This is a genomic window from Rhodococcus (subgen. Prescottella) equi, assembly GCF_003013675.1.
GTDB lineage: Bacteria > Actinomycetota > Actinomycetes > Mycobacteriales > Mycobacteriaceae > Prescottella > Prescottella equi.
Genome location: NZ_CP027793.1, coordinates 19,961 through 33,225, shown reverse-complemented (window position 1 = coordinate 33,225; position 13,265 = coordinate 19,961). Strand labels below are relative to the sequence as shown.

Below are 13,265 nucleotides of genomic sequence, written 5' to 3'. Positions count from 1 at the left end.
CTTCGCCGAAATCACGATTCGTGCAGGTAGAGGTGCAAAAAGCGCATCGCGAAGCGGCTAGCAGGACCCCCGGGACGGGGTGTCCGGATATCATGCAGGGGCAGCGGCCGGGTTGATTGCAGCCGCGACACGCAGACTGACCGCGAACAGACAACAGCAAGGTTCATGCCGTGGGGATCGTTCAACGTTTCGAGCGCAAGCTTCAGGGGGCCGTCGGTGACGCCTTCGCGCGCGTCTTCGGCGGAGGCGTCGTACCTCAGGAAGTGGAAGCGGCGCTGCAGCGCGAGGCCACCGACCGCGTCCAGGAACTGGACGGCGGGCACTACCTCGCTCCCAACAGCTACGTGATCACGATCAACGAGTCCGATCACGCGAAGTTGGCGTCGGATCACGAGCTGACGGTGAAGTCTTTCGCGCGACACCTCGAGGGATACATCCGAGAACAGGGCTGGCAGACCTACGGTGACATCGACGTCCGATTCGAGGCGTCACCGACACTGCACACCGGGCAGTTCCGAACCACCGGATCGGTCGATCCGGATGCTCACCGCGGCGACGCCGGCGCATCCGGCCCCGCTCCCCGGGCCCGGCGCGCCCCGACACCCGTTTCACCGACCCCAGGAGCAGGCCCCATGACCCAGAACTCCGGAAACGAGCCCGGTCGCGAGCAGCGCGACGACCGTGGCGCGCGTAACGGCAGCGCCCACCCGGATCAGGCACAGGGCCCCGCCGACCAGGGCGGATACCAGGATCAGGGCGGCTACCAGGATCAGGGCGGCTACCAGCAGGACTACCCGCAGGGCTACGCCCAGCCGCGCTACGACCAGCAGCAGGCGTACGGCGCGGCGCAGGGCGGCTACCCGCAGGACGCCGGTTACCCACAGCAGGGTGGTTACCCGCAGCAGGGCGGTTACGACCAGAGTTATCCCCAGCAGGGCGGCTATCAACAGGGGTACGACCAGCAACAGCCGTACCCGGGCCAGTACCCCGGCTACCAGCAGGGCTACCAGCCGCAGGGCGAGTACCAGCAGGGCTACGACCAGCAGTACGACCAGCAGTACGACCAGCAGCAGGGCTACGCCGACTACGACTATCAGCAGGGCGAGTACCAGCAGGGCGACTACGACCAGGCCGGATACAACCAGGCCTACAGCCAGCCGGGGTACGAGCAGGGTTACGGCCAGGGCTACCAGGCCGGCTACACGCCCGAGGCGGGACGCACCTTCACCGCGACGCTGCAGCTCGAGGACGGAAGCGGACGCTTCTACCAGCTGCGGGACGGCAACAACATCGTCGGACGCGGCCAGGACGCGCAGTTCCGCCTGCCCGACACCGGTGTCTCGCGTCGGCACTTCGACATCCGCTGGGACGGCCAGGTCGCGATGCTCTCGGACCTGGGTTCCACGAACGGCACCACCGTCAACGGTTCGCCGGTGCAGGACTGGCAGCTCGCGGACGGTGACGTGATTCGCGCCGGGCACTCCGAAATCCTGGTGCGCATCCTCTGACCACGGCAGACGCCGCCCGTCACCCCGCGAAAGCCGCATCCCGGACACGGGGTGCGGCCCAAGATCATGATCACCGCCGCCGGCTTCAACATATGATGCAGCCAGCTGAAAATGCCCCGGTTGCGCATCCGCGCCGCCGTCCCCCCGAAGGAGGTGTCGAGCAGTGCAGGGATTGATACTCCAGCTGACGCGAGCAGGCTTCCTGCTGCTGCTCTGGCTCTTCGTCTGGGCAGTGATCAAGACGCTGCGCAGCGACATCTACGCGGGTGCGGGCGTTGCCCGCCCCGCTCCGCGTTACTCGCGTACGTCGTCGGTGCTGCCGTCACTCGGACGGACCAAGGTCGCGAAGAACCTCGTCGTGACGCAGGGGGCGCTCGCCGGTACCCGCATCACTCTCGGGACACAACCGGTTCTGATCGGGCGGGCCGACGACTCCACGCTGGTGCTGACGGACGACTACGCGTCGACGCGGCACGCCCGGCTGTCTCCGCGCGGCACGGATTGGTACGTCGAGGATCTCGGTTCCACCAACGGCACCTACCTGGACCGGGCGAAGGTGACGACGGCCGTCCGGGTTCCGCTCGGCACGCCGGTGCGCGTCGGCAAGACCGTGATCGAGCTCCGCCCGTGACCCTTGTCCTCCGCTACGCGGCCCGAAGCGACCGCGGTCTCGTCCGCGCGAACAACGAGGATTCCGTGTACGCCGGTGCGCGACTGTTGGCGCTCGCCGACGGCATGGGCGGGCACGCGGCCGGCGAGGTCGCGTCGCAGCTGATGATCGCCGCGCTCGCGCACCTCGACGACGACGAGCCCGGGGGCGATCTGCTCGGCAAGCTCGAGGCCGCGACCCACGAGGGCAATGCCACCATCGCCGACCACGTCGAGGAAGATCCCGAGCTCGAGGGCATGGGCACCACGCTCACCGCGATCCTGTTCGCGGGCAGCAAGCTGGGCCTGGTCCATATCGGCGATTCGCGGGCGTACCTGCTGCGCGACGACCAGCTCACCCAGATCACCCGCGACGACACGTTCGTGCAGTCCCTCGTCGACGAGGGCCGCATCACCGCCGAGCAGGCACACACCCATCCGCAGCGTTCGCTCATCATGCGGGCCCTCACCGGCAACGAGATCGAGCCGACGCTCACGGTGCGCGAGGCCCGCGCCGGGGACCGCTACCTGTTGTGCTCGGACGGCCTGTCCGACGTCGTGAGCGACGAGACCATCGCCAACACGATGCGCGAGGGCACCAATGACGAGTGTGCCGACCGGCTCATCGAACTGGCCCTGCGCAGTGGCGGACCGGACAACGTCACCGTCATCGTCGCCGACGTCATCGACCTCGACTACGGGCAGAGTCACCCGATCGTCGGCGGTGCGGCGTCCGACGAGGAGGAGGACACGCCTCCCCCGAACACGGCGGCCGGGCGGGCCGCGGCGATGCGCCCGCCGCGCGCGGCGCCCAAGCGGGTCGCTCCCACGCCCGAAGCTCCGCCGAAGAAGTCGCACAAGCTGCGCTGGACGCTGATCGGGCTCGGCCTGGTGGTCCTGCTCGTCGCCGGGCTCTTCGTGGGCCGGAACATGATCCGCAACTACTACTACGTCGGGACCTCCGACGACCGGGTGACCGTGCTGCAGGGCATCCCGGGCTCGTTCCTCGGCTACTCGCTGCAGGAGAGCGCACTGATCGGGTGTATCGCCGACGACGGCACCCTGCGGATCGTCGACCCCGGCAGCGCACCGAGCGACTGTCACGTGCTGACGGTCGACGACCTGCGACCGTCCGCGCGCGAGCAGGTGCGGGCGGGTCTGCCGTCGGGCACCAAGGACGACGCGACGGAACAGATGCGACGGCTCGTCGCGAGCGACCTGCTGCCGCTGTGTACGCCCGAACCGACGCCGACGCCGACGCCGACGCCGACCCCGACACCGCTGCCGCCGGCCGAGTCGCCCGCACCCACCACCGAGGCCGCACCGCCGGCTCCCGAAGGGGCCGCGCCGACCACGGCGGCACCCGCGCCGACGCCCGCGCCCGTCGAACAGATCCCCGGGCAGAACTGCAGGACCGGTAGCTGATGTCCACGTCCGATGCACCGTTCCCCAGTCCGCCCGGCGGTTTCGCTCCCCCGCCGACGCAGTCGACGCGGCGGAACACCGAACTGATCTTGATCCTCTGCGCGATCGCCATCACCACGATCTCGCTGGTGCTGGTCGAGGCCAGCCAGGAGCAGACCATCACCTGGGATCTCGCGAAGTACGGGCTCACCTACGCCGCGGTCTTCGTCGTCGCGCATCTCGCGGTGCGCCGGTACGCGCCGTACGCGGATCCGCTGCTGCTGCCGATCGTCGCGTTGCTCAACGGCCTCGGGCTGGTGCTGATCCACCGACTCGACCTGGCCGACGCCGAGAACGCCGTGTACCAAGGGCTGCCGATTCCGTCCCCGGACGCGAACCAGCAGGTGCTGTGGACGGCTCTGGCCGTCGGCGGCTTCGTCGCGGTGCTGATCTTCCTGCGGGACTACCGCCTGCTCGCGCGCTACAGCTACACCGTGGGTCTCGCCGGCCTGGTGCTGTTGGCGATCCCGGCGCTGCTGCCGTCCCGGTTCTCCGAGGTCAACGGCGCCAAGATCTGGATCCGGTTGCCCGGATTCAGCATCCAGCCGGGCGAGTTCGCGAAGATCCTGCTGATCATCTTCTTCGCGGCGGTGCTGGTCGCCAAGCGCGACCTGTTCACCACCGCCGGCCGGCACTTCCTCGGCATGGATCTGCCCCGCGCCCGCGACCTCGGCCCGATCCTCGTGGCATGGATCGTCTCGGTGGGCATCATGGTGTTCGAGAAGGATCTCGGCACATCGCTGCTGGTCTTCGGCACCGTGCTGGTGATGCTCTACATCGCGACCGAACGAGCCGGCTGGCTGCTGATCGGTGGCGCCCTGCTCGTGGTCGGGTTCTTCCTGGCGTACCAGATGTTCGGGCACGTCCGGGTGCGCGTGAACACGTGGCTGGACCCGCTCGGCGACTACCAGAACACCGGCTACCAGATCTCGCAGTCGCTCTTCGGCCTGGCCACCGGCGGTATCGCCGGTACCGGACTGGGCAGCGGCCGCCCGTCGCAGGTGCCGTTCGCGAAGACCGACTTCATCGTCGCCGCGATCGGTGAGGAGCTGGGCCTGATCGGGTTGGCCGCGGTGCTCATGCTGTTCCTGATCCTGGTGGTCCGCGGCCTGCGCACCGCGCTCGCGGTGCGCGACAGCTTCGGCAAGCTGTTGGCGGCGGGGCTGTCGTTCACGATCGCGATCCAGGTGTTCGTGGTCGTCGGTGGCGTCACCAAGCTGATCCCGCTGACCGGTCTCACCACGCCGTTCGTGTCGTACGGCGGGTCGTCGCTGCTCGCGAACTACCTGCTGCTGGCGCTGCTGATGAAGATCTCCGACGCCGCCCGCACTCCCGCCGCACCCAAGAAGAAGGGGCCCGCGCCCATCGCGGACGCCCCGACGGAAATGCTGGGTCGCCAATGAACACTCCCCTCCGCCGCGTCGCACTGGCCGTCATGGTGATGGTCGCTGCGCTGCTCGCCAACGCCACCTACGTGCAGGTCATCAAGGCCGACGATCTGCGCGGCGACCCGCGGAACTCGCGGGTGCTGCTCGACGAGTACTCGCGTCAGCGCGGCCAGATCTCGGCCGGTGGGCAGGTGCTCGCGTCCTCGGTCCCGACCGACGACCGCTACAAGTACCTGCGGGTGTACCCGCCGAATCCGGCCGCGCCGTCGAGCCCGTTCGCGAACGCGCCGGTCACCGGCTTCTACTCGATGCAGTACGGCAGCGCCGGCCTCGAGAAGGCCGAGGACCCGGTCCTCAACGGCTCCGACAACCGGTTGTTCAGCAAGCGCTTCTTCGATCTGGTGTCGGGTCGCGATCCACGTGGCGGCAACGTGGTCAGCACGATCGATCCGGTGATGCAGCAGGTCGCGTACGACGAGCTGACCGCGAAGGGCTACACCGGCTCGGTCGTGGCGATCGAACCGAGCACCGGCAACATCCTCGCGATGGCCAGCACGCCCAGCTACGACCCCAACACACTGTCGAGCCACGACGGCGCCGAGACGTCGGCGGCGTGGGACGAACTGAACTCCGACCCGGACAGGCCGATGCTCAACCGCGCGGTGTCCGCGACGTACCCGCCGGGGTCGACGTTCAAGGTCGTCGTCACGGCGGCGGCGCTGGAGAACGGCGCCAACCCGGACGAACAGCTGACCGCGGCCCCGAACATCACGCTGCCCGGCACGTCGACGACGCTCGAGAACTACAACGGCACCACGTGCGGCGGCGGCGCCACGGCATCGCTGCGGGAGGCGTTCGCCCGCTCGTGCAACACCGCGTTCGTCGAGCTGGGCATCAAGACCGGCTCCGACGCGCTGGCCGAGCAGGCCAAGGCCTTCGGTATCGGGCCGGGTACCCCGGGCATCCCGATCCCGGTCGCGGACAGCACGATCGGCTCCATCCCCGACGACGCGGCACTCGGTCAGTCCAGCATCGGCCAGCGCGACGTCGCGCTGACGCCGCTGCAGAACGCGGAGATCGCGGCGACCATCGCGAACGGCGGCATGCGGATGGAGTCGCACCTGGTCTCGCAGCTGCAGGGGCCGGACCTGTCGAACCTGGCGACCACGAGCCCCAAGTCGCTGGGCCGGGCCGTCTCGCCCGAGGTGGCGTCGACGCTGACGCAGCTGATGATCGGCTCGGAGAACAACACCGCCGGTCAGGGCAAGATCCCGGGCGTACAGATCGCGTCCAAGACGGGCACCGCCGAACACGGCAACGACCCGCGCAACACCCCGCCGCACGCCTGGTACATCGGCTTCGCGCCCGCGCAGAATCCGACGGTCGCGATCGCGGTCATCGTGGAGGACGGCGGTGACCGGGCACTCGCCGCAACGGGCGGCTCCGTCGCGGCACCGATCGGACGAGCCGTCATCGCGGCCGGATTGCAGAGGGGTTGAGGCATGTCGTTGACGAACGGGTCGGTGATCGGCGGCCGCTACCGCCTGCAGCGGCTGATCGCGACCGGCGGCATGGGCCAGGTGTGGGAGGCGACCGACAGCCGTCTGGACCGCCGGGTCGCGGTGAAGGTGCTCAAGGCCGAGTTCTCGTCCGATCCCGAGTTCGTCGAGCGGTTCCGGATCGAGGCCCGCACCACCGCGCAACTGAACCATCCGGGCATCGCCGGGGTGTACGACTACGGCGAGACCCGCGACGAGGCCGGCGCCAACCTCGCCTACCTGGTGATGGAGTTGGTGGCCGGGGAGCCGCTCAACGCGGTGCTCGCCCGCGTCGGTCGCCTGTCGATTCCGCATGCGCTGGACATGCTCGAGCAGACCGGACGCGCCCTGCAGGCCGCGCACTCGGCGGGCGTGGTGCACCGCGACGTCAAGCCCGGCAACATCCTCATCACCCCGACGGGGCAGGTGAAGATCACCGACTTCGGTATCGCGAAGGCAGTCGACGCGTCGCCGGTGACCCGGACCGGCATGGTGATGGGCACCGCGCAGTACATCGCCCCGGAGCAGGCCCTGGGCCAGGAGGCGACCGCCGCCAGCGACGTGTACTCGCTCGGCGTCGTCGGCTACGAGGCGCTGTCGGGCCGGCGGCCGTTCGGCGGCGGCGGCACCCTGACGGTGGCGATGAAGCACGTGCAGGAACCGCCCGAGCCGATGCCGGCCGACCTGCCCGCGCCGATCCGCGAACTGATCGACATCACGCTCACCAAGGATCCGGCCGGCCGCTACGCCAACGGCGGCGAGTTCGCGGACGCGGTCGCCGCGGTGCGCGCGGGACATCGACCGCCGCCGCCGGGACGGGTGCCGACCGCGGCGTCACGGATGGTCCCGCCGGTGGCCGCGCCCGCCGCGACGGCGATGATGTCGACGCAGCAGCAACGCAGCTTCGACGGCGACAACGGTGGTGACGCTACCGACGACGACGGTCGGGGCGGTGGTTGGAGCAGCGGCCAGAAGGCGGTCGCGTGGGCCGGCGGTGGCCTGCTCGCCCTGGCGGCGATCGTCGCCCTGGGACTGTTGCTGTTCGGCGGCGGATCGGACGGTCCGTCGACGCCGCCCGCGGTGACGACGACGTCCAAGACCCCGGTGACGACCACTCGGACGACTCCGCCGCGGACGACGACCACGACGGTGCCGCCGACGACCACCACCACGACGACGGTGCCGCCGACCACGACGACCACCACGACCGAGCCGCCGACGACCACGACGACCACCCCGCCGCGGACGACGACGACCACGACCACCCCGCCGACCACGACCACAACCACGGCCGAGACCACGACCACCACGGCCACGCAAGGACAGCCATGACGACACCGCGCAATCTCTCCTCCCGGTACGAGCTGGGTGAGATTCTCGGCTTCGGCGGTATGTCCGAGGTGCACCTGGGTCGGGACCTACGGCTGAGCCGCGACGTGGCGATCAAGGTGCTGCGCGCGGATCTGGCCCGCGATCCCACGTTCTATCTGCGGTTCCGCCGGGAGGCGCAGAACGCGGCCGCGCTGAACCATCCGGCGATCGTCGCGGTGTACGACACCGGGGAGGCCGAGACCGACGCCGGCCCGCTGCCGTACATCGTGATGGAGTACGTCGACGGGGACACGCTGCGCGACATCATCCGCACCGAGGGCCCGCTGCAGCCGCGACGGGCCATGGAGGTCATCGCCGACGTCTGCGCGGCGCTGGACTTCAGTCATCGCAACGGCATCGTGCACCGCGACATGAAGCCCGCCAACATCATGATCAACCGCGCGGGTGCGGTGAAGGTGATGGACTTCGGTATCGCGCGGGCGATCTCGGACAGCTCGAGCCCGATGACGCAGACCGCGGCGGTGATCGGCACGGCGCAGTACCTGTCGCCGGAGCAGGCGCGCGGCGAGCAGGTGGATGCCCGCTCGGACGTCTACTCGCTGGGCTGTGTGCTGTACGAGGTGCTCACCGGCGAGCCGCCGTTCAAGGGCGATTCCCCGGTGGCCGTGGCCTACCAGCACGTCCGGGAGGACCCGAAGCAGCCTTCGCAGGTGAATCCGGCGGTGCCGCCGGCGCTGGACTCGGTGATCCTCAAGGCAATGAGCAAGAACCCCGCCAACCGGTACCAGAGCGCCGCCGAGATGCGCAGCGACCTGGTGCGGGTGCTGGGCGGGCAACGTCCGAGTGCGCCGATGGTGATGTCCGACGAGGACCGCACCACGATGTTCGGCCCCGTGGACAGCGGCGCGGGCACCGGTTCGGGGTACCGCCCCGAACCCGCGCGCACGTCGACGGCGACCGCCGCCCCGGTGGCCGTCCCCGCCGCGGCGCCGGCCAAGAAGAGCAACACCGCCCGCAACACGATGCTCTCGGTCGCGGCGTTGGTCGTGGTCGGCATCATCGGCGCATTCATCTGGTCGCTGGTGTCGAACCCGGCGAAGGTCGAGGTGCCGAACGTCGCCGGGCTGACCGCGCAGGCCGCGGAGGCGCAGCTGCGGGGGATGAACCTCGACACGAGCATCCAGACCCGCCCGGACGCGGTGGTCGCGGAGGGCAACGTCATCGCGACCACGCCGTCGGCGGGGTCGTCGGTGAGCGAGAAGAGCACGGTCACCCTGCAGGTGTCGTCGGGCCCGGAGCAGGTGCAGGTGCCGAAGCTGGCGGGGCTCTCGCAGGACGAGGCCGCGCAGGCGCTCAACGCCGTCGGGCTGCGTCTCGCCCCTGAAGTCGATCGGGCCCCGTCGGATCCGGCGCAGCTCGACAAGGTGACCGCGCAGGACCCGTCGTCGGGAGCGAAGATCAACCTGGACTCCACGGTGTCGATCACGCTGGGCTCCGGACCCGAACAGGTGCGGATCCCGAACGTGATCGGGCAGACGATCGACGTCGCGCAGCCCAACATCGAGGGTGTCGGCTTCAAGGTCCAGGTCGCGACCGTCGACTCGAGCAAGCCCGAGGGACAGGTCATCTCGACCTCCCCGTCGGGTGGGTCCACCGCCGCGAAGGGCGACGTCATCACCGTGCAGGTGTCCAACGGCAAGCAGTTCACGATGCCCGACCTCACCGAGATGTCGGTGTCGCAGGCCGTCGAGGCCCTGCGCAAGGCCGGGTGGACCGGATCGTCCAACCAGCTGACGCAGACGCGTCAGTCGACGCTCGACGCCAGCCTGGTCGGCAAGATCCTCGGACAGCAGCAGCCCGCGGGCAGCGACGTCGCGAAGAACGCGCCGCTGACGGTGATCGTCGGCGAACTGGGCATCCCGCGCTGATCCGGGTCGCCCGGTCGTCGGGGGTCAGCGCGTGAGCGCGTCTCCCAGCGACCGGGCCACCTCGTCTTCGAGGGTCGCGACGAGCGTCTCGCTCGGCGCCTGACCGCACACGCCGAGCCAGTTCGCGAGCATCCGGTGCCCACCCTGGGTCAGCACCGACTCGGGGTGGAACTGCACGCCGTGGATGGGCAGCTCACGGTGCCGCATCGCCATCACGATGCCGCTGTCGGTGCGGGCCGTCACCTCCAGCTCGTCCGGAATGGTGTCGGCGAGGACGGTCAACGAGTGGTAGCGGGTGGCTGTGAAGGGGTCGGGCAGCCCGGCGAGGACACCGACGTCGTTGTGGTGGACCAGGCTGGTCTTGCCGTGCAGCAGTTCCGGGGCACGGTCGACGGTGGCGCCGAACGCGGCACCGATCGCCTGATGTCCCAGGCACACCCCCAGCAATGGGGTCTTCGCCTCGGCACACGCGCCGACCAGTGGCATCGTCGCGCCGGCCCGCTGCGGGGTGCCCGGGCCGGGGCTGAGCAGGATGCCGTCGAAGTCGGCTGCGGCGGCCGCGATCGCGGCGTCACCGGTCAGTCGCGCATCGTCGTTGCGCCACACTTCGGCGTTCGTCCCGAGCTGGCCCAGGTACTGCACCAGGTTGAACACGAAGCTGTCGTAGTTGTCGACGACCAGAATGCGCATGAGATGAAGGGTAATGCGCAGTACGTTGCGGCTACGCGACCGGTCGCGCGTACTCGGTGTGCAACTGCCCGGTGTAGGCCGGGACGGTGAGGGCGTCGGACTGCTGCTGGGTGTAGCCGAGTCCGTAGCGGACCGCGTACTGCTTGAACATCTTGATGCCGGGTTCGTTCGCGAGAGTGGCCGCGAGCCGCGCCGGGTCACCGATCGCCGTCACCACGTACGGGGGGCTGTAGGTGCGCCCGTGCAGCAGCAGGGTGTTCCCGATGCAGCGCGGCGCCGACGTGTTCACGATGCGCTGGTCCTGCATCGCGACGGCCTCCGCGCCGCCGGCCCACAGCGCATTGAGCACGCTCTGCACGTCCTGCTGGTGGACGACCAGGTCGTCGGGCGAGGCCCCGGCCGGATACTTGCCGTCGGCGTCGCGGGGGGCGTCGGTCAGGGTCACGACCACTCCGCGGCCGCTCAGCTCGGTCAGGCCGGCGGCGTCCGCGAGCGCCCGGCTCTCGGTGAGCACCTCCGCGACCCGGGTGTCGGTGCCGGCGGCCGTCTCCTGCAGTTCCTCGACCTGGGCGGCCAGCTCGTCGCGGGTGCGGGCGGCGCGATCCACCTCGGTCTGCGCCTGCCGGACGAGATCGGACAGGCGGGTGGAGTCGGCGGCGCGGATCTCGTTGCCGTGGGACACCTCGCGGGTGGTGGCGATCAGCAGACCCGCGACCAGGCAGACGACGAGCACGGCGATCGACCAGAAGCCGAACGGGGGCCGGGTGCGCTGCGGCTCGTCTCCGACGTCGGACACCCTCGATCATCACTCCTCACCGCGGACAATCGGTCCTGGCCGCGTCGGTTTGAGTTAGCGTGTACTCACAGCAGGTTAGGTGCGAATCTACCCTGGCGGCCCGGACGGATCCGGGCATCGTGCTCGCGTTATCCATTCACACGAAACAAGGACGTCATGCCGAAGTCGAAGGTCCGGAAGAAGACCGATTACACGATCAATCCCGCGAACCGCACCCCTGTGAAGGTGAAGGCCGGTCCGTCGAGCGCGGTTTACGTCTCGGTGATGCTCGGTTTCATGCTCGTCGGACTGGCGTGGCTGATTGTGTACTACTTGGCCGGCGAGAACCTCTCGTGGATGAACGATCTGGGGGCATACAACTTCCTCATCGGCTTCGGATTCATGGTCGTCGGCTTGATCATGACGATGCGGTGGCGGTGACCTGCATATTCACCGGGAGAGCCGAGTTATCCCCAGCCGCCAATTACACACGTGTCATTCATCCCCAGTGTGGATAACACCTGTGGATAACAGGGGTAGTTGTACACATGCCTGAGGATGAAATCGATCATGGTCCGTCGCTCGAGTGGTCCACACCACTGGGTGCGGTGGTCGCGCTGGCCGCGGGCGGCGTCGTCATGGTCGCCGCCGCGCTCCTGCTCGGACTCGACGCCCCGGGACGCTTCCTCGCCGTCCTGGCGGCGCTCGGAATGTTCGTGCTCGCTTTTCTCGGGGGCCGACAGCGTCCCAAGCTGGCGATCGTCCAGGACGGTCCCGCGCCCGCGCTCGCGGCCACCCGGCTCACCGGGCGACGGGTCTACAGGCGCGACAGCATCGAACGGGTCCGGATCGTCGCGTACCCCCGGCTGGGCCGGCGGGTGCCGATGCTCGAGATCGACGCCGTCGACCCCGACGGCACCGAGCGCCTGCTGATCTTCGGACGCTGGGACCTCGGGGTCGATCCGGTGGTCGTCTTCGACGCACTCGCCGTGCACGGACTGGTGCCGGCGGAGAACTGAATCTTTACGCGATGCCCAGTTGGTCGCGCAGCATCACGGTGCGGAGCGCGATGAGTCCGACCACCACGACGGCGACGGTTGCCAGACCCGCCCAACCGAGCTGGCGGGCGCGCGCGACGTCGGCCGGCGTCCGCTGACCCGTCGGGGCGTACACCAGAACCGCGGTCGCCGCGGCACCGGCGACGAGACCGCCGAGGTGGCCCCACAGCGAGATTCCGGGCACGGTCAGGCTGATGACGACGTTGATGCCGATCACGGTGAGGACGGGGGTGGCGCTGCGGCGCATTCGCAACAGCAGCACTGCCTGCGCGCCCATGATGCCGAAGATCGCCCCGGACGCACCGGCGGTGAACGCGAACGGCGATTCGAACATCAGCGCCGACGCCGATCCGCCTAGCAGCGAGATCAGGTAGACCGCCAGGTAGCGACTGCGGCCGAGTACGATCTCGGTATCGCGACCCAGCACCCACAGCGCGAACATGTTTACGGCCAAGTGGATGAGACCGAAGTGCAGGAAGCCGCTGCCGATCACCCGGAACAGTTCGCCCTGCGCGACGGCGGACGAATCGAGGACCATCCAGCCGAACAGCGGCGAGTCGAACGTCGCGACACCGGTGAACCGGTTCACGACGCCGCCGCCGTTGTCCATCAGCGACTTCGCCTGCAGCGCGGTGATCGCGAAGATCAGCACGTTGAGTGCGATCAGCACGTAGGTGACGACGGGCGTCGGGAGTTGGGACCGCACCGGGGCGCCGGCGACGGTGCGTGCCTGGGGCGTGTTCCGCTGGTCGGCGGCGATGCAGTCGACGCACTGGTGCCCGACGGACGCGGAACGCAGGCAGTCGGGGCAGGCCGGGCGGCCGCAGCGGGTGCAGGAGAGGGCAGTGGGGCGATCGGGGTGACGCACGCACCTCGGCTGAGGTGGCGGGGTGCCCTCGCTCGCCGCACCACCCCAGCCGGGGTTCGTCATTCGAG

12 protein-coding genes are annotated in these 13,265 nt (G+C 69.3%); 9 read left to right on the top strand and 3 right to left on the bottom strand.

Going from position 1 to position 13,265, the window contains the following annotated elements:
- Positions 1-170 precede the first annotated feature (170 nt).
- From C7H75_RS00145 to pknB, 7 genes are all read left to right on the top strand, one after another.
- Positions 171-1,508, top strand: coding sequence for an FHA domain-containing protein (locus tag C7H75_RS00145; protein WP_106850778.1), 1,338 nt, complete (start codon positions 171-173; stop codon positions 1,506-1,508).
- A gap of 163 nt (positions 1,509-1,671) precedes the next feature.
- Complete coding sequence (locus C7H75_RS00140) at positions 1,672-2,139, top strand: FHA domain-containing protein FhaB/FipA (protein ID WP_005516561.1); 468 nt, start codon at positions 1,672-1,674, stop codon at positions 2,137-2,139.
- Entirely contained in the window at positions 2,136-3,581 is a 1,446-nt protein-coding gene (locus C7H75_RS00135; RefSeq protein WP_106850777.1) for a PP2C family protein-serine/threonine phosphatase, read from the top strand. The genes C7H75_RS00140 and C7H75_RS00135 overlap by 4 nt, the downstream gene beginning before the upstream one ends.
- Positions 3,581-5,023: an FtsW/RodA/SpoVE family cell cycle protein gene (locus C7H75_RS00130; RefSeq protein WP_022593206.1), complete on the top strand. Its 1,443-nt coding sequence runs from the start codon at positions 3,581-3,583 to the stop codon at positions 5,021-5,023. Before C7H75_RS00135 ends, C7H75_RS00130 begins: the two co-directional genes overlap by 1 nt.
- The gene (locus tag C7H75_RS00125; protein ID WP_013414386.1) at positions 5,020-6,507 is read left to right on the top strand and encodes a peptidoglycan D,D-transpeptidase FtsI family protein; all 1,488 of its coding nucleotides are present in this window, start codon (positions 5,020-5,022) and stop codon (positions 6,505-6,507) included. The genes C7H75_RS00130 and C7H75_RS00125 overlap by 4 nt, the downstream gene beginning before the upstream one ends.
- A 3-nt stretch (positions 6,508-6,510) precedes the next feature.
- Positions 6,511-7,878: a serine/threonine-protein kinase gene (locus C7H75_RS00120; protein WP_084844079.1), complete on the top strand. Its 1,368-nt coding sequence runs from the start codon at positions 6,511-6,513 to the stop codon at positions 7,876-7,878.
- Complete coding sequence (gene pknB, locus C7H75_RS00115; RefSeq protein ID WP_005516571.1) at positions 7,875-9,806, top strand: Stk1 family PASTA domain-containing Ser/Thr kinase; 1,932 nt, start codon at positions 7,875-7,877, stop codon at positions 9,804-9,806. The genes C7H75_RS00120 and pknB overlap by 4 nt, the downstream gene beginning before the upstream one ends.
- Positions 9,807-9,830: 24 nt before the next feature.
- On the opposite strand, the gene C7H75_RS00110 is transcribed toward pknB, so the two are convergent.
- Positions 9,831-10,496 carry an aminodeoxychorismate/anthranilate synthase component II gene (locus C7H75_RS00110; RefSeq protein ID WP_005516573.1) on the bottom strand — a complete coding sequence of 222 codons (666 nt, stop codon included), beginning with the start codon at positions 10,494-10,496 and terminating at the stop codon, positions 9,831-9,833.
- Positions 10,497-10,527: 31 nt separating this feature from the next.
- A complete protein-coding gene (locus C7H75_RS00105) occupies positions 10,528-11,292 on the bottom strand; it encodes a DUF881 domain-containing protein (protein WP_005516575.1) in 765 nt (254 codons plus the stop codon).
- A gap of 156 nt (positions 11,293-11,448) precedes the next feature.
- On the opposite strand from C7H75_RS00105, the gene crgA reads away from it, so the two are divergent.
- Complete coding sequence (crgA, locus tag C7H75_RS00100) at positions 11,449-11,712, top strand: cell division protein CrgA (protein ID WP_005516576.1); 264 nt, start codon at positions 11,449-11,451, stop codon at positions 11,710-11,712.
- A 107-nt stretch (positions 11,713-11,819) separates the two neighbouring features.
- On the top strand, positions 11,820-12,290 hold the full coding sequence (locus C7H75_RS00095) for a PH domain-containing protein (protein WP_013414382.1): 471 nt from the start codon (positions 11,820-11,822) through the stop codon (positions 12,288-12,290).
- Positions 12,291-12,294: 4 nt separating this feature from the next.
- Here C7H75_RS00095 and C7H75_RS00090 read toward each other — a convergent pair whose 3' ends face one another.
- Positions 12,295-13,260: a rhomboid family intramembrane serine protease gene (locus C7H75_RS00090; RefSeq protein WP_013414381.1), complete on the bottom strand. Its 966-nt coding sequence runs from the start codon at positions 13,258-13,260 to the stop codon at positions 12,295-12,297.
- Positions 13,261-13,265: the final 5 nt, after the last annotated feature.